Annotated in this window: 16 protein-coding genes; 10 read left to right on the top strand and 6 right to left on the bottom strand. The window is 69.2% G+C overall.

The window, feature by feature from the left end; all coding sequences use genetic code 11:
* Nucleotides 1–33 precede the first annotated feature (33 nt).
* The 3 genes from ACGFML_RS13920 (at nt 34) to ACGFML_RS13910 (ending at nt 2,928) form a co-directional block, all read left to right on the top strand.
* On the top strand, nt 34–1,155 hold the full coding sequence (locus ACGFML_RS13920) for a PE-PGRS family protein (protein WP_393543283.1): 1,122 nt from the start codon (nt 34–36) through the stop codon (nt 1,153–1,155).
* Nucleotides 1,156–1,259: 104 nt separating this feature from the next.
* Nucleotides 1,260–1,658, top strand: coding sequence for a Pycsar system effector family protein (locus ACGFML_RS13915; protein ID WP_393543281.1), 399 nt, complete (start codon nt 1,260–1,262; stop codon nt 1,656–1,658).
* Nucleotides 1,659–1,971: 313 nt separating this feature from the next.
* Nucleotides 1,972–2,928, top strand: coding sequence for a M48 family metalloprotease (locus ACGFML_RS13910; RefSeq protein WP_393543279.1), 957 nt, complete (start codon nt 1,972–1,974; stop codon nt 2,926–2,928).
* A gap of 549 nt (nt 2,929–3,477) precedes the next feature.
* Here the strand turns inward: ACGFML_RS13910 and ACGFML_RS13905 are convergent.
* Nucleotides 3,478–4,212: an alpha/beta hydrolase gene (locus ACGFML_RS13905; RefSeq protein ID WP_393543277.1), complete on the bottom strand. Its 735-nt coding sequence runs from the start codon at nt 4,210–4,212 to the stop codon at nt 3,478–3,480.
* A 510-nt stretch (nt 4,213–4,722) separates the two neighbouring features.
* Between ACGFML_RS13905 and ACGFML_RS13900 the strand changes: the two genes are divergently transcribed.
* The 7 genes from ACGFML_RS13900 (at nt 4,723) to ACGFML_RS13870 (ending at nt 11,657) form a co-directional block, all read left to right on the top strand.
* Nucleotides 4,723–6,036: a cytochrome P450 gene (locus tag ACGFML_RS13900; protein WP_393543275.1), complete on the top strand. Its 1,314-nt coding sequence runs from the start codon at nt 4,723–4,725 to the stop codon at nt 6,034–6,036.
* A 369-nt stretch (nt 6,037–6,405) separates the two neighbouring features.
* A complete protein-coding gene (locus ACGFML_RS13895; RefSeq protein ID WP_393543273.1) occupies nt 6,406–6,894 on the top strand; it encodes a hypothetical protein in 489 nt (162 codons plus the stop codon).
* Nucleotides 6,895–6,912: 18 nt separating this feature from the next.
* Entirely contained in the window at nt 6,913–7,548 is a 636-nt protein-coding gene (locus tag ACGFML_RS13890) for an AAA family ATPase (RefSeq protein WP_393543769.1), read from the top strand.
* Nucleotides 7,545–7,835: a hypothetical protein gene (locus ACGFML_RS13885; RefSeq protein WP_393543271.1), complete on the top strand. Its 291-nt coding sequence runs from the start codon at nt 7,545–7,547 to the stop codon at nt 7,833–7,835. The genes ACGFML_RS13890 and ACGFML_RS13885 overlap by 4 nt, the downstream gene beginning before the upstream one ends.
* 989 nt (nt 7,836–8,824) lie before the next feature.
* Nucleotides 8,825–9,310, top strand: coding sequence for a hypothetical protein (locus ACGFML_RS13880; RefSeq protein ID WP_393543269.1), 486 nt, complete (start codon nt 8,825–8,827; stop codon nt 9,308–9,310).
* 117 nt (nt 9,311–9,427) lie between these two features.
* On the top strand, nt 9,428–10,759 hold the full coding sequence (locus tag ACGFML_RS13875) for a family 2 encapsulin nanocompartment cargo protein terpene cyclase (protein ID WP_393543267.1): 1,332 nt from the start codon (nt 9,428–9,430) through the stop codon (nt 10,757–10,759).
* A gap of 13 nt (nt 10,760–10,772) precedes the next feature.
* The gene (locus tag ACGFML_RS13870) at nt 10,773–11,657 is read left to right on the top strand and encodes a geranyl diphosphate 2-C-methyltransferase (protein WP_393543265.1); all 885 of its coding nucleotides are present in this window, start codon (nt 10,773–10,775) and stop codon (nt 11,655–11,657) included.
* A gap of 169 nt (nt 11,658–11,826) precedes the next feature.
* Here the strand turns inward: ACGFML_RS13870 and helR are convergent, their stop codons facing one another.
* The 5 genes from helR to ACGFML_RS13845 form a co-directional block, all read right to left on the bottom strand.
* Complete coding sequence (gene helR / locus ACGFML_RS13865) at nt 11,827–13,980, bottom strand: RNA polymerase recycling motor ATPase HelR (RefSeq protein ID WP_393543263.1); 2,154 nt, start codon at nt 13,978–13,980, stop codon at nt 11,827–11,829.
* 4 nt (nt 13,981–13,984) lie between these two features.
* A complete protein-coding gene (locus ACGFML_RS13860) occupies nt 13,985–14,128 on the bottom strand; it encodes a hypothetical protein (RefSeq protein ID WP_393543261.1) in 144 nt (47 codons plus the stop codon).
* Between the two features lie 400 nt (nt 14,129–14,528).
* On the bottom strand, nt 14,529–15,101 hold the full coding sequence (locus ACGFML_RS13855; protein ID WP_393543260.1) for a TetR/AcrR family transcriptional regulator: 573 nt from the start codon (nt 15,099–15,101) through the stop codon (nt 14,529–14,531).
* Between the two features lie 107 nt (nt 15,102–15,208).
* Nucleotides 15,209–16,618 (bottom strand): amidase, encoded by a 1,410-nt coding sequence (locus ACGFML_RS13850; protein WP_393543258.1) that lies wholly within the window; start codon nt 16,616–16,618, stop codon nt 15,209–15,211.
* Nucleotides 16,605–16,823, bottom strand: a complete 219-nt coding sequence (locus tag ACGFML_RS13845; RefSeq protein WP_393543256.1) for a hypothetical protein — start codon at nt 16,821–16,823, stop codon at nt 16,605–16,607. The genes ACGFML_RS13850 and ACGFML_RS13845 overlap by 14 nt, the downstream gene beginning before the upstream one ends.
* Nucleotides 16,824–16,942 lie beyond the last annotated feature (119 nt).

The raw sequence follows: 16,942 nt of genomic DNA, 5'->3' as shown, positions 1-16,942 counted from the left end.
TCCGGATCACCGCTGACTGAGGAGAGATGAACCATGGTGGACATCCGCCGCGAGCCCGACTGGGACCAGGGCGCGGACCGGCACAGTGAGCTGGTCGACCCCGTATTGACTGTTCGCCAGTTGTCCCGGTTCGACCACCGCAGGGGTTACAGCCGGATCGACAACGCGCTGGTCTTCACCACGGACAAAGGGGCGTTCGATGTCTACCTGCCGCCCCATCGGCCAGCGCGCTCTCTGCTCGCCACCAGGCGGTACACCGCGGTCTACGAGGTCGACATGGGGGTGCACACCGGCACCGTGTCGCTGCTTCTGCCCAGCGACAACGACGCCTTCGACTTCACCGCCGAGGTAGAGCTGACCTGGCAGGTCTCCCGGCCGCAACAGTTCGTGGCCAGCGGAGAACGGGACGTACCCGCTCTCCTGAGGCGCCGACTGGAGCAGCTGATGTACCCCGTCAGCCGTGGCTTTCCGATCGACCGGAGTGCGGATGCCGAACGCGCCGTGTACCAGGTGCTCGCCAGGGTGGGTGAGTTGGGGGACGAGGCCGGGTTGCGCACGTCGTGTGCCGTGCGGCTCAGGCTGGACGACGCGGCGATTGCCCACCAGCGGGAGCTACGCCGACTCCGGTACGCCGACGAACAGCTGGACATGTCACACGACTTGGAAATTCGAGAGGACCGGCTCAGGGCGGAGCGGAGTGTGGAGCGGGCCCGACAGGATCACGAACTGGTCTTGCTGCAGGGTCGCCAGGATGAGGAAGCGCGGCAGTTGGAAGCGGAGAAGGTCCGCTACTACGAGTCCTACCTCCAGCACGGCGGCGTGGCGATGTGGGCCCTGCACCTGGCGCAGCATCCGGAGGATTCCCGGCTGGTGATGGAAAACCTGCAGAGGGACCAACTGGATTTGATTCGTAGTCAGTCCGAGGTAGCCCTGCAGGTGTTGAAGGAAGGGAATCCGGAGGACTACCAGCGTGCGGGCCTGAACAAGCAGGCCGTGGAGATCCTGGAGGGGCTCCTCGCCCACAACCTGCCCGGTATCGCTTCTGCTCCTCCAGCACCGGACTCCCTGCCCTGGGCAGGACCCACCGGCACCCCGGTGCACTTCCACAAGCAGAGGGACGGGGCGTCCGCCACCAGCGCCGAGGAGGAGCGATGAGCTGCAGCGGGACGGAAACCCCGTCCGTGGGAGCCCGTCTGCTTGCGGAGCTGCGCTCCGAGACTGCCCGTGCGGACAGTAAGGCGTCTCTGCTTTTAGGGGTCATGAGCATGACCGTGAGCCTGGTCGGTGGCCTGGTCGCGGCTCACGGATGGTCTTTATCGGGGCTCTCCGTCCCCGGGAGCGTGCTGTTGTGGGTAGCCATGGGCGCTCTGGCCGGGGCACTGGGGTGCCTGCTCCTCGCCGTCTTGCCCCGGTACGGCACCAGCCGGTGGTCTCCGGGGCGGCCGTTGACGTACTTCGACGACATCCGCCGGGCCACGGAGCGCGGCCGGCTCGCAGAGGCCCTCGCCGTCACCGAGGCGAACCAGGCCGATGGGGTACTCGAGGCGCTGGCCCAGAACAGCCGCATCGTCGGTGCCAAGCACTGGTGGATCCGGACAGGCCTGGCCGCCTATTGCGCGGGAGTGCTGCTTCTGGCCATCGCGCACCTCATCTGCTGAACGCACTTCACCGGCTTGCCTCTTACCGTGTCGTCACGATCCGGGCCGTACGCCTAGATGGGTAGCTACCATGACCGCTCCTCCCGATCCCGCCCACCCTGGCCGCCCTTCCCTACCCGATCCTCCGGCCTATCCGGCTGCTGTGGCCGTTCCGTCCCCGCACTGTCCGAACGAGACGATCCCGCCCCCGCCGCCGTACCCGGGCAGCGCGACGCAGTACGATGCCGCCCGCCATGGCGATGGATCGGAGGGCCACCCCGGTCCCGGCCCCGGGAAGCATGAGCCGCACGAGGATTTCGGCCACCGTGGGCGTGTGCATCTCGCCAAACGGCAGCGGAGCATCGATGTCACGGCCATGGTCCAACTGCTCCTGCGGTTGCCATCGTTCCTCGCAAGCCTGGTAATCGTTGCAGTGCTCTCTCAGCTCCTGTTCCCTGACATGGGCTGGCTGGTGGTCTTGTTCTGGCTCGCTTCGGGGGCCATGGCGTTTCACCGACCCACGGAGAGAGCCCTCGCCCGCCATCTGCTGAACCTTCGTTACCCCACGCCACGGGAACTGAGCCGGCTGGAACCACTGTGGCGTGCAGTGACCGCACGGACGGGTGTCGAGGGCCGCGCATACGAGCTGTGGATCGAGGACAGCGATCATCTGAACGCCCTGGCCACGGCAGGCCACATCGTGGGCGTTACCCGGTTTTCGCTGGAGCGTCTGTCCGATGGCCAGCTGGCCGCGGTACTCGCTCATGAACTGGGGCACCACGTCCGCGGCCATGCATGGTCCTCGCTCCTGGGGCAGTGGTATGCGGTTCCGGGACGTCTTGCGTGGGCTGTTGTGCGGAGGCTGATCCGACTTGTCACCGACATCGGGCATGGGCGCATGGGCTTCTGGGCGGCAGTGCTGCTTCTGATGGCGGGTGCCGCCGTCTTGCTGGTCGCCCTGGAGTACTGGTTCGTCACTCTGACGCTGGTCGCTGCCCCGTATCTGCTTGCCGCCGTGACCCGCCGGGCCGAAGTACGGGCGGATCATCACGCGGCAGCGGCCGGCTTCGGGCCGATGCTCGCCGAGGTGTTGCACATGATGCAGGCGGCGGATCGGGAACGTGGATCCGTGACGGCTTCCGCCCTGTCCGGGTGCGGCAAAACGGCTGCGATGGGCACGAGAACCCCAGTTCGCGGCCGCAGAGAGGGCCTCTTGGGAAAGCTCTTGTCCTCGCACCCCCAGTACCACACGCGCCTGCACCACCTCGCGCCGTATCTAAAGCAACGATGAGCCTGCCGCAAGTCGCATACCGGGGCCCGGGCCGCCGCCACTCAACCCGGCGTTGCTCAACCTACGTTTGAGGTACATGTAGTGGTTGTTTTTCTCCCGAGTGGTCTCGACTCCGCCCACCTCCGCGCTGAAAAGGGGGGCGAACTCACCGGTCCGAGGTCCGATGATCGGGGTAAGCAAGGCATCCAAGATGCATGTCCTGTCGGACACTAACGGGCCGAGCGCCGCCCCGACCGGCCGGTGCCGTCGATGGCCGGTACCACCGCGATCGGGGCGGTTGTGCATCTGCCGGCCACGGCCATCGAGGAGACCAGAGCCTGTCCTTGATGAGTGGCGTGCTGGTCGGCACCGCCTACCGTCTACTGGCCTGGCGGCGCCGGCCCGCGGCTAGGGTCAGTCGTTTGGATCAGTTCGGGCTCGAGGGGTCCGGCACGCGCATCTGCGGCGTTGTCGTCCATCAGCAACGCTCCGCGTTGCCTCGATACTCCGCCGTGCAGCTGCACGCACCAGACCCCGCTCCCTGATCCGGCCTGATCCAAACGACAGCCCCTAGCGCAGATGCCGGGCGAAGAACCGGGCCGCGGCGTCCCCCGCGAACTGCGGGACGCCGCTGTGCCCGCCCATGTTGGCGTGCAGCGTCTTCTCCTTGGAGCCGAAGGCGTCGAACAGCTCCAGGGCCGCCTGCCGGTCGTTCCCTTCGTCGTCCCACTGCAGCAGGATGTGCAGCGGAATGGTGACCCGGCGGGCCTCCTCGAACATGGCGGCGGGCACGAGACTCCCGGCGAACAGAACGGCGGCCGAGATGCGCGGCTCGACCAGCGCAAGCCGGATGCCGATGGAGATCACTCCCCCCGAGTACCCGACAGGGCCGCCGATCTCGGGCAGTGACAAGAGGGCGTCCAGGGCGGCCTGCCATTCCGGGACCGACTTTTCGACGAGCGGGAGGACGAGGGAGTCGACGATCTCGTCGCCGACCGGCTCGCCGGCCTCCATCGCCCGGCGCAGGTCGGCGCGGGCCCGCTCGGCGGCGGCCCAACGGGGCCGGTCACCGCTCCCGGGGAGCTCGATGGTGGCCGCGGCGAAGCCATCCGCCGCGGCCTGCCGGGCCCGCCCCGCCAGCCGCGGGTACATCGTGCGCAGCCCGAGCGGAGGGTGGCCGAGCAGAATCAGCGGCGCCGGTGCGGGTGCGGATGCGGGCGTCCACAGGATGCCAGGGATCTCGCACAGGGTGAATTCGCGTTCGAGGACGCCGTCGTCGAGGTGCTGTTCAGACGTGAAGTGCATGGTCGTGCCTTTCGGGAGTGCGCTTGAACGGCGCTCCCGGACGACCTATCGCCCGACCGTGACCCCGGAGGGGAGCACCCATGTCGATACTGCGTTCACGGGTACCACCTCCTCGTTCTCTCGCACGGCCTTCCGGAAGGTAGCAGTGCTCGCCGTGGTCCGCCAACGGGTTTTTGCAGCGGCTCCGTGGCCGGATGCCGCCGCACCACCTAGGACACGGTGTTCATCAAGAACTCCGCTCAGTGACCTCACGTGTGGCGCGGAGGCGATACGCCGCGCGCTCACGCCGGCCCAGTGGTCGAGCGCCTCTACGACACCGCGACACCAGCCCGGTGCCGGCGCAACGCCCCTCCGTGACCCGCGAGATGCTCGCCGAGGGCAGTGCGGACACGGACCCGCCCTGGGGTAGGTAAGCAGGGACGGGGGAGAGGCTGGCTGATGCAAGGGCGAGTTGAGGTCCCCTCGGAACAGACTCGATCGAGGGCAGGACTTGGGACAGGAGGCACTGTTATGCGTATACCCGGACCCGAGCACCAAGAGGACGGCGGGCTGAGCGCCATTGCGGCCGCGGGCGGGCTGCACCGGTACCAGTTACGCCTGCACGAGGCGCACGGACCCGTCGTGCGCTTCCAACTGCCGGGCGCGGACACGGCTGTGTCGGTCGCCGATCCCGTGCTTCTGGAGGCCACGGCGCACATCGACACGCGGCCCGAGGCGCTGTTCGCATTCCTGGACCCGCTGTGCGAGGCCGGCAACCTGCAAGTGCTCCCCGCCGACGAACACACCCCCTGGCGCCGACTACTGCTCTCGGTACTCGCCGGACGGTCGGCTCATGAGCGGCACTTCGCGCGCTTCACCGAGCCGGCGCGGGAGCTCGCGGACCGCTGGGCGGGGCAGGCCGACGGCGAACCCGTCGAACTACAAAAGGAGTTGACCGCACTGTCGCTCCGTATGATCTGCGGCTTCGCGCTCGGCGGCGCGGAAACCGACACGGACCGTGTCGTCGCCGCGTTCGAGGAGGTGCTCACCGAGCACCTCGGGCGGCTCTACCAGGTGCCGCGGGCCGACCCGCGCTCGGCGGAGCGGGCTGAGGCGGCCCTTGCATTTCTGCGTAAGACGGTCGACCGCGTGGTGGCGGCGCATCGCGCGGGCGGCCGCACCGACCGCAGTGACCTGATCGGGGCGCTCGTCGAGGCCGGTCAGAGCCCGGCGCGGATCCGGGACACCGTGATGGTGACGCTGCTCGCCGCCCACCACACCACGGGCGTCGCCGTCTCGTGGACACTGCACCTGCTGGGCCGCCATCCCGAAGTGGCCGATCGTGTCGCCGCCGAACTGGACCAGGTGTTGGGCGAGCGCGCCACGCCCGATTACGGGGATCTGCGGGAGCTCACGTATCTGGACATGGTGCTCAAGGAGTCGATGCGCCTGTTCCCGCCCGGCCCGTACGGCGCACGCGAGACGACCGAGGACCTGGCTCTGGGCCCGTACGAGATCCCGGCCGGGACGACGGTGTTCTATCCGTTCTGGGCGGTGCACCTGAACCCTGAGCACTGGCCCGAGCCGGAGCGGTTCGACCCCGAACGGTTCACGCCGCAGGAGGTGGCCAAGCGGCCGCGGCTGGCGTACGTCCCCTTCGGGATCGGGCCACGCAGCTGCGAGGGCGCCGCTTTGGCCACGGTCGAGGCCCAGCTCGTCCTGGCCGTCCTCCTCAAGCGCCTGCGCTTTCGGCCCACGCCGGGGCACGAAGTGACGCCCGTGGAAAGGTTCGTGCTGTGGGCGCGGGACGGGATCCGGATGATGGTGCGGCCACGGGACCTCTAGGGTCTGTCGTGTGGATCAGGCCGGATCAGGGAGCGGATCTTCCTTCGCTCCACGGATGCCGAGCTATATCGCAAGGCGCCGGAGTGGCCGGATGGCGGAGCTGTCGGGAGGCGTCGGCAACGCCGCGAGGTTCCGTGATCAGGCGTCAGTTCAGCGCTGTGCTGCCCGTGATCGTCGTCTTGCGCACCGAAGTGCGGTGCGGCCGGTATCTGGAGGTGACTGCCACCGGCACCGGCACCGCCACAGCTGACCTGGAACTCTCCTGGCCAGGAACTCTCCTGGAGAGTGATCATGGATAGGCAACAAGGGGCGCGGGCGAGGGGGGATCGCTTCCCTGACCCGCTCGTGGTCCGGCAGCGGCGTGGTCCGGTGCCGGACAGCCTCGCACGGCTGGCTGACGGCCTCGCCGACCAGGCGTGCCGGCGCAGGCTGGCCCGGCTGACCATGGGACCGCCCGGGCACCCCGGCCTGGACGGGGCACAGGTCGTGACCGCCACCGGCTACCGGCCGTATGGGTCACCGGGGATTCCCAGCTCGCCGGACGGCGACCGTCTCTGTGCGGAGTTCATGGACGCGCTGCTCAGCGACGAGGTCACGAAGAGCATCCAGGAGAGCGGGCCGATGGCGATCCTGGCTGCCACGGACGCGATCCGGCAGATCCTGGCCGGTCCCGACAACCCTGTGGGGGACCCGCTGGCCGCGCTCGCGGCTGCCATTCCAACCAGCGAGGGGCAGGAAAGGGCAACCGGTGGCGCACAGGATCGGCCGCGACCACAACCGGGTGTCCGACGTTTCTCAGTGCTTGCGGGTGAATCACGAGACCACGCCGTCGCGCCGACCGAAACTGGACGATCGTGACCGTTATTGTCCTTTCTTGTGCCTTTGAGTTGTGCGTTCGTGAATCTCAAGCCCGGCGTCGGAAAGACGACGAGTGCTGTGTGGCTGGCCCATGCGCTTCATGAGTCGGGTATGTCGCCGCTGCTGGTCGACGGTGACCCGGCCGCTTCCGCGCTGCGCTGGAGCGAGCTGGCCAATGGCTTTCCGTTTCCGGTGATCGCTCTGCCGGTGGGGGACGTCCACCGTCGCGTGAACGACTTCCTCGGTGACCGGCAGGCCGTCGTGCTCGATGCGCCCCAGCTGGAGGACCATCCCCGCATCGCCCGCAGCATCATGCGGTACGCCGGTGAGTGGATCGTTCCCGTGACCCCCGCCCCCATCGAACTGGACCGGATGGCACCCATCCGGGGCGAGATGGCGGACGTGCAGTCCCTGCGTGCCGAGCCGGCCCGCTCGGCGGTGCTGCTCAATCGCACCAACCGTCCCGATGCCACGCGCACCGGGCCCGATGCGGACGCTCGCGAGGCGCTCATCGAGCGGGGTTTCGAGGTGCTGGACACCCATATCGCGCGGCTCGATCTGTACGCCCAGTCTTTCGGGAACCCGGTCCAGGCCAAGGGTTCGGCGTACATGGACTTCGCGAAGGAACTGATCAAGCGTCAGGATGAGGCATGAGCCAGCGCAAGGAGAGCTACCGCGCGGCATTGCAGCGCGGGCCGGACGTCTCGGCACCTCGGTCCGCCAAGGTCACCAGGTTGCAGAGCAGATATGTCCGGGTGACCGTCGAGGTCGATCCCGACCTGCGAGGCGATCTGACGCGATGGATGGGATGGCCGGTTTCCGCGGTGGTGTTCGCCGGCGCTACCGTCCTGCGTACTCTGGCCGCCACCGCCGGATGGGTCGCCCGGTCCGGGGACCAGGCCCCGTCCGCCCCGCGCGAGGTTCCGGATTCGGGTCGCTGACCAGCCGGCTCGCACGGCAGGGACCCTGCCCGGAGCTGTCGGCGCGCAGAGTGAGGTCAACCCGGCGAAACGGCCTGTCCAAGACGGCTCTGACGCCGTATCGCGCCAGCCGCGCCGAGAGCATCTCACCCGCGAACGGCGGTTACGGGACGGCTCGTGAAGCGTGCTGCAGAACGATCGGCGAGCCCGCGGCGCAGTCCATTTCCAGGATTGATGACACCTGCACGTCACAGGAAATGCGGACGCGTCGATGCGTCGACGCGCTGACGACCCCGATCACGGCTGGAATCACGCGCCGGGGTCGTTCTGCAACACGCTTTGGTGTGGGGTTGACTTCACGGAGTTTCGTGGACACGAGCGTGGGCAACCCCGACCGGCAGATCCGCTTGTCGTTCCTCGGTCAGTCGGGGCTCGCTCACGACTGTGACGACGGCGTCCGGCCGGACCGGGTGCGAGGGCGGAGGGGCGGCCAGAGCCCCCTGAGGTGGGCGAGCGGAAGCAGTTGACCCTCGACGGTGGGTTCGGTCGGACGCGCGGCTTGTCCGGGAGTCGAGGGCGGCGTTCCTGCCGTCCCGGACGACGGCAGCGGCCGTCCGTGCTCGGTGCCGACCGCTGAATCGACGACGGTCCGCCCTCGCCGCGACATGACTGCTCCCTCCTGGTGCTGGATCCCCCGCCCGACGCCTGACGTGCCGCCATGTCCGGCTGTGAGTGCTGAGGATGAAGGTGGCGTGGAAGGCCGCGCCGTGTGCCAAACGTGTTCACGATCGGATAGTCCGAATGCCATCGGTCGTCCGGATAAACCCGGTGCGGAGCGAGATCACTGCATCGAAGTAACTCCAATGGCCTCATGGGACGAGCTGGGTGAACCGGCCTTTTACTGTTCTCCGGGATCCGAAGGGATTTCCCGATGTTCACCCTCTTTTTCTTCGTTTCTTGGTTGCCGCCGTGTGCGCCGATCACCTCCCTCGTGAAGGAGAGTTCGCCCGATGACCGTTGAGACCAGCCCGGAAGCGCAGCTGGAGTCGCCTCGGCAGTCCAGCCTGAGCGCCGTGGCTGCTCGCAACCTTGCCGACCCGTTACGGCGAGGTCGACATCGCGATGCGGCGATCGGGCGTGAGCTCAACGTCCGTGGACTCCACCCGGGCCACGCCGACCTCGGCGGGCAGCAGGCCCCGACCCGGCGCGGGGTTCCGATCCCGTTCTGCAACAAGATCCCCATCAGCAGGGAAAGCACCGGCTCGATCCTCGCCGTGCGGATCGGCGAGGACGACCAAGGCGCCCTCGGTTTGCGCTGGTCCGGCCTGCCGGAGGAGCCGGGGGCGTACGAGCCGGGTCTGTCGCCGCACTTCGTGGACAGCAGCGAGAGGGCGACCTTCTCCTACCTGGTCACCAGGTACTCCTCCGCCACCATCGTGGTGCCCGGCGCGATCCGTGTGCCGGAGAGCGTGCAGAGCGCCCGCAGGCGCGACTAGAGAACCCGATCGACGGCCACGACGGCCACGACGGCCACGACGGCTCGGACCTCCCCGGACACCGGGCGAGCACGGCCGGGTCGGGGACAGCCAACCCATCTCACCAAGGAGCTACGGATGCCCGATCCTGGGTTTTCCCCTCTGCAGTCGAGCCTGCCTGCCGCTGCGGCCCGGGCCCCCGCCCGCCACCACGCTGTCGGTGCCGAAGCCGGCGGCGACGCCCTGCCCGGCCCGCCCTCCGCCCCCGTCCCTGCCGCGCAGGCCGTTCCCGTGGAGGTGCCCGTACCCGACGACGGCCCGGGTGGGGACCCGAGTGCTCGGCCGGTGGGGGAGGGCGCTGCCGCGGTGAGGCAGCCGAGCTCTGTCCTGGAACGGATCCTGCGCGGCCCCAGTGGCCTGGGCACGTCGGGTCTGCACCTGGCCCGGCGTGAAGAACCTCCGGTCTCTCCGGAGCCCGGGGCACCGGACGAGGGCAGCCCGATCCCGGGCCTCTACCACCACCCGGTGCCGGAGCCCGATCCGGTGCGGGTGGAGGAGGTCGGCCGCAGGATCAAGGCCTGGGCGGTCGACGAGGTCCAGGCGGTCCCCCCGGAGTGGGAGGACCAGTTCGACGGCTTCTCCGTCGGCCGCTACATGGTCGCCTGCCATCCGGACGCTCCCACCATCGACCACCTGATGATCGCCACGCGGCTGATGGTCGCCGAGAACGCGGTCGACGACTGCTACTGCGAGGACCACGGAGGCTCGCCCACCGGTCTCGGCAGCCGTCTCCTGCTGGCGCACACGGCTCTCGACCCACTGCACACCACGGGGGAGTACGAGCCGGGGTGGGTGGAGTCGCTCCGGTCGGACGCCCCTCGGCGCGCCTACCGCTCCGCCATGGAGTACTTCCTCCAGAAGGCCACCGCCTCCCAGGCCGACCGGTTCCGGCACGACATGGCCCGTCTGCACCTGGGGTACCTCGCCGAGGCCGCCTGGGCCCAGACGGACCACATGCCCGAGGTGTGGGAGTACCTGGCGATGCGCCAGTTCAACAATTTCCGCCCCTGCCCCACGATCACCGACACCGTCGGCGGCTACGAACTGCCGGCGGACCTGCACGCCCGGCCGGACATGCAACGGGTCATCGCGCTCGCCGGCAACGCCACCACCATCGTCAACGACCTGTACTCGTACACCAAGGAACTCAAGAGCCCGGGCACACACCTGAACCTGCCCGTGGTGATCGCCGAACGTGAGGACATCTCCGACCGGGATGCCTACCTGAAGGCGGTCGAGGTCCACAACGACCTCATGCGCGGTTTCGAAGCCGAAGCCGCCGCCTTGGCCGCCGCCTGCCCCGTCCCGAGTGTGCTGCGCTTCCTGCGGGGAGTGGCCGTATGGGTCGACGGCAACCACTACTGGCACCAGACCAACACCTATCGATACAGCCTGCCCGATTTCTGGTAAGGATGGACTATCTGTGACCAGCACCGACCTCACCACCGCACCCGCCACCTCCGCGTTCGTCCCCGCCCCGGCGTCGCCCTACCAGGGTGACATCGCCCGTTACTGGGACCAGGAGGCCAGGCCCGTGAACCTGCGTCTCGGCGACGTCGACGGGCTCTACCACCACCACTACGGCATCGGCGATGTCGACCACGCCGCTCTCGGGGACACCGCGGGCAGCGAGTACGAGAAGCGGCTGATCGCCGAGCTCCACCGCTTGGAGTCGGCGCAGACCGACGTCCTCTTGGACCACCTCGGCTCCATCGGGCGTGACGACACGCTCGTGGACGCCGGCTGTGGTCGGGGCGGTTCGATGGTCATGGCCCACCAGCGATTCGGATGCAAGGTCCAGGGCATCACGCTGTCGGCCAAGCAGGCCGACTTCGCCAACCGGCGCGCCCATGAACTCGGCATCGAGGCCCATGTGGACGCCCGCGTGGCCAACATGCTCGACATGCCCTTCGACACAGGGCGGGCTGCGGCCTCGTGGAACAACGAGTCGAGCATGTACGTCGACCTGCACGACCTCTTCGCCGAGCACTCCCGCGTCCTCGAGGTCGGCGGCCGCTATGTGACCATCACCGGCTGCTGGAACCCGCGTTACGGTCAGCCCTCGAAGTGGGTATCCCAGATCAACGCGCACTTCGAGTGCAACATCCATTCCCGCCGCGAGTACCTGCGCGCCATGGCCGACAACCGTCTGGTCCCGCAGGCCGTCGTCGACCTGACCGCTGCGACCCTGCCCTACTGGGAGCTGCGGGCCACGTCCTCCCTGGTCACCGGGATCGAAGAGGCATTCATCAACTCGTACAAGGACGGCTCCTTCCAGTACCTGCTGATCGCAGCCGACCGCGTCTGACCGACCGCCGACCGCCGACCGCCGACCGCCGACCGCAAGGGCCGGGCCCGTCTCCCGACGGTCATGGTTCCGGCCCTTGCGGGGGCAGCGACAGAAGGCGCTCGTGCCGTTCGGGCGAACCGCCGCACCAGAGGTTCGTCGGGCGGTGGTCACGTGATGGTGGCCGACGTCAGGAGCTCGTGAGGATGACGAGTTGCTGGGTGGCCCGGGTCATCGCGACGTAGCGGTCGACCGCTCCTTCGACCCCGTTGCCGAACTCCTCCGGGTCGACGAGGACGACCAGGTCGAACTCGAGCCCCTTCGAGAGCTCCGGGGTCAGCGACCGGACGCGGGACGTCGCCCGGAACGTGGGATCGCCGATGACACAGGCGATCCCGTCGGCATGCGCAGCGAGCCAGGTGTCGAGGATCGCGTCCAGATCCGCAACAGGTCCGTGGACGACGGGGATGCCGCTGCTGCGGACGGAGGTCGGCACGTTGGCGTCCGGGAGCTCGGCTCGGATGACCAGCTCGGCTTCCGCCATGACCTCTTCCGGCGTGCGGTAGTTGATGCTCAGGGAGGCCACGGTGATCCGGTCGAGCCCGATCCGCTCGAGCCGTTCCTGCCACGACTCCGTGAACCCGTGCCTGGCCTGGGCGCGGTCCCCGACAATGGTGAAACTCCGGGACGGGCAGCGGAGCAGCAGCATCTGCCACTCCGCGTCGGTCAGTTCCTGCGCCTCGTCCACGATGATGTGCGCGAACGGGCCGGCGAGCAGGTCCGGTTCGGCGCCCGGCAGCGCACTCTCGTCGATCAGGGTGTCCTGCAGGTCCTGTCCGCGCAGCATCCCCACCGCGCCTTCGCTCTCGTCGATCTCGGTGTCCCGCAGGATGCCGTCGATGACGTCCGCCCTGCGCGCCCGTTCGGCGGCGACGGCGGCCTCGTGCCGACGCCTGCGCACCGACGCCTCCGGATCGCCGAGCCGCTGCCGCGCCGCGTCCAGGAGCGGCAGGTCGGACACCGTCCAGGCCTGGGCGTCCGCGCGCTGCAGCTTGCGCACGTCATCGGGGCCGAGCCCGGGAGCGCACTTGCGCAGGTAGGCGGGTACCGACCAGAGATCTCCGACGAGGTCGCTCGCTTCGAGCATCGGCCAGGCACGGTGGAGGGTCTTGATCAGCTCTCGGTCCTGCAGCAGCGACCTCCTGAGCAGGTCGGGCGAGGCGTCACTGTCGTCCTTGTCCATCAGGATGGTGAGCAGCTCCTCCCGGATCTGGTCACGCGCCTCGTTGTGCGGAGTACCTGGTTCCACCGCCTCGAACGCCGCCGCCCAGTCGTCCGCGCTCAGCCAGATGTCGGACCAGTGGGTCGAAACCGTCATCCCCTCGGTGGGCGGCTCCTCGTAGAGGGCGACGGCCGGTTCGACGGCCTTCACCAGGTCCGCGGACGACTTCAGAAGGGCCACGCTCGGGTCGGTCTCGCTCGCTGCTCCGGCTCCCTCGGCGACGAGGTCGCGCAAGGTGCAGGTCTGCACGCCCTCCTCGCCGAGGCTGGGCAGGACATCGGCGACGTAGGCCAGGTAGGGCTGGTGCGGGCCGACGAACAGCACACCACCCCGACGGTGACCGAGGCGAGGGTCGGAGTAGAGGAGATGGGCGGCGCGGTGCAGCGCGACGACGGTCTTGCCGGTACCCGGACCGCCGTCGACGACGAGAGCGCCGCGGGACCCCGCCCGGATGACGGCGTCCTGGTCGGCCTGGATGGTGCCGAGCACGTCGCGCATCCGGGCCGACCGGTTGCCGCCCAGGCTGGCGATGAAGGCGGACTGGTCGTCGAGCGCGGCGTGCCCTTCGAGCCCGTCGGCGGTGAACACCTCGTCCCAGTAGTCGCTGATCCGACCGCGGGTCCAGCGGTACCTGCGGCGGCTCGCCAGAGCCATCGGGTTGGCGTGGGTCGCTGCGAAGAACGGCTCGGCCGCGGGGGAGCGCCAGTCGAGCAGCAGTCGGCGCCCCGCGCTGTCGGTGAGGCCGAGGCGTCCGATGTAGACGGGCTCGGGATTGTCGGTACGGACGAAGTGTCCCAGGCACAGGTCCAGACCGAAGCGACGCAAGGCGCGCAGGCGACCGGTCAGTCGGTGGATCTCCGCGTCCCGGTCCATCGCCGCCCGACCGATGCCGCCGGGTGCCCTGCGCTCGGCCTCGAGGCGGTCGGACAGCTCGGCGATCGCTTGCTCGAGGCTCTCCGCGATGGCCACGAAGTGCTGCTCGTCGCCGTCGATCAGAGCCGGGTCGGCCTTGGGGGAGAGGTGGTCGGGAAGAGCGAACGCGCTGATGGTCAGGGGGTTCATGTCATCAGCTCCGGTCCGCGATCGCTGCCGCGACGTTCGGCGGCGCGCACACCCGCACCTCGGCGCCGAGTGCCCGCACCCGCAGCGCGCGTCCCACCACCGACGCGACGTCGTCGCACGACTCGTAAACCGACAAAAGCAAATGCACTTCGTGAATCTCCCAATTCCGCAGGTTCTGGCATCGGCCCGCGATTCTGCCCCACGACCGGGGCCTTGCCGCAAGCCCCCCACTGCGCTATAAGTTGAGAGTGGCAAGGAGTGTGTACGCCTCTTTGCCTTCGTCGTCCGATGCGGACGGACAATCCCTTCGCGAGGCGGCGACGCACCACATATGGCGGTTTCGTCGGCCCAGGAGGATCTCCCGTGGGCCACACGTACTGGCGATGCCGTTCCGGCGATCCCGTTCCGGCGATGCCGCCGGGCCCCACAGCGGCGAAGGTCGGCCGCACCGAACGACCCGCGGCCCGTTGCCCGTTGCCCATTGCTCGTTGCTCGTTGTCCGTTGTCCGTTGTCCGTTGTCCGTTGCCCGGGCGGGGCCGCGGCCGAATTACGGCAGCGGCATGAGCCGGTAGAAGACCGTGGCGACCAGATCGCGGGCGTACTGCGGGCCGAGGAGCCCCGGGCGGAAGAGGATGCGGTACATCAACGGGGCCACGACGTGGTCCATCACGGTGTCGGCGTCCGGTACGTGTTCGCCGCGCTCGGCGGCGCGGGTGAGGATGATGGCGACCTGGTCGACGGCGTAGGCGGAGCACTGTCCGGCGTTGCTGCCGTCCGCGTCGCCGGCGAGGGCGTCGCGGATGTAGGTGCGCCCCGGGGAGGAGGACATCTCCTCCGCGAAACCGGCGGCCCAGTGCTCCAGGTCCTCGCGCAGGTTTCCGTGGTCGACCGGCGCGGACTCCGGGCGCAGCCTCTCCACCGCCACGTCCGACAGCAGTTCCTGCAGGTCTCCCCAGCGGCGGTAGATCGTCGACGGAGTGACACCGGCGCGCGTCGCGATCTGGGGAACGGTGAGGGCGGAGCGCCCTTGTTCGGCCTGGAGTTCGCGCACGGCTGTGTGCACCGATTGCTGAACACGGGCGCTGCGCCCTCCGGGGCGGACACCTGCTCTGGGGCTCATGGCCCTCATCTTAACGCGAAATAATTGCTTGATTCGATAGCGCCCGTGCCTCTTCTCCGGCGGATCCGGGCAGAGGCCAGGGGGCAGGGGGCGTTCGGGGCGAAGGGTCAGGCGGGGGCGGGGGCGGGGGCGAGGCCGGGGGCGAGGGCGGTTTCCCGGGTCGCTTCGTAGGCACGGCCGGCGCTCAGGATCGTTGCCTCGCCGAGCGGCCTGCCGATGAGCTGCATCCCCATCGGCAGGCCCGTACCGTCGAGGCCGATGGGCAAGGACAGTGACGGCAGGCCCGTGATGTTCGCGGGGGCCGACAGTCGGACGTAGGTGTCGGCCACACTCTCCGCGGATCCGTCCGGCCAGTGCACCGTCTCCTGGTCGCTGCGGACGGCCGTGGAGGTCACCGTCGGTGCAGCGATGACATCGACATCGTCGAAGAGTCGCACCCACGCTTCGCGGATGAGGGTGCGGGAGCGCTGGGCTCGCAGGTAGTCGACCGCCGGCACGAGCGCGCCGGCTTCCAGCAGGACGCGGACGTCGGGGCCGTACAGCTCGGGGGACGAGCGCAGCGTCGGCTGGTGGTAGGCGGTGGCCTCGGGCACCATGAGGCCCCATTGGGTGGCCTGGATGTACTCGGTCATCGGGATGTCGACGTCCACGAGCTCCGCCCCGAGTCCCTCGAGGTCGCTGACGGCCCTGCGGACGGCCGCTTCGACGTCGGGCGCGATCCGGGCGAAGAAGTAGTTCCGGGGGACGCCGACGCGCAGCCCGGTCAGGTCCTCGCCCCCGCGGCGCGGAGGGCCGGACGGTGGAGGGCTCAGCGAGGCCGGGTCGTTCGGGTCGTGCCCGACAAGGGCGGCGAGGACGAGTTCGGCGTCCCGGGCGGTGCGGGTGATCGGGCCGACGTGGTCCAGGGACCACGACAAGGGCGTCACGCCGTGGCGGGAGACGAGTCCGTAGGTGGGTTTGAGCCCCACTACGCCGTTGAGTGCCGAAGGGACCCGGATCGAGCCGCCGGTGTCCGTGCCCAGGGCGAAGGTCAGTTCACCCGCCGCGACGGCGACCGCGGACCCACCGCTGGATCCTCCGGCCACTCGGTCCGGGGCCCACGCGTTGCTGGTCTGGGGGGTCGTCAGCCCGTAGGCGAACTCATGGGTGTGGGTCTTGCCCAGCAGGATCGCTCCGGCGTCCCGCAGCCGCGCCGCGACCGTGCTGTCCCCGGTGGCGATGTGGTGTGCGCGTACGCGGGAGCCGGCGGACGTCGCCAGCCCCTCGGCGTCGATGAGGTCCTTCAGGCCCATCGGCACACCGTGCAGCGGACCGCGGTGCCTGCCTGCCCTGATGTCACGTTCCGCCTGCACGGCCGCCTGGCGGGCGGTGTCGGCGAAGATCGCGGCGAAGGCGACCAGGCCGCCCTCCACCGCCGCGATCCGCTCCAGGACGGAGTCGGTCAGTTCCACCGGCGAGAGTTCCCCGGACGCGATCAGCTGCGCCGCGTCCGCCAGGGTCAGCTCATACGGCCGCATCGGGGCGCTCCTCTCCCGCGTGGGTGGCGTGGAACGCGGCGGCCGGAGCGGTCTCCCCGAGGTCCAGCGCGTGCAGGGTGCCGATGACGCTCTGTATGTGGTCCGCCGTCGCGGCCACCAGGTCGAGCTGCCCGGCATCGAGGGGCGTGTCGGTCCGCAGGGCCCAGCGGGCCACCTCCTGCGGGGAGAGGTTCGGCGTGGTCATCGAGGGTCCCTTCGCGACGCGAGGCGGGTGAGCGCCCCTAAAAGCTGAATGCTTGCGTTAGCGGACCCTATGGCATACCGTCCTGTTAAGGCAAAGAAATCGCTTTAGCTGTTGGAGGA

It is taken from the genome of Streptomyces sp. NPDC048650 (genome assembly GCF_043199095.1).
Classification (GTDB): Bacteria; Actinomycetota; Actinomycetes; order Streptomycetales; family Streptomycetaceae; genus Streptomyces.
Note: the sequence above shows the minus strand (reverse complement) of the source record. Positions and strands in the feature narration are given on the sequence as shown.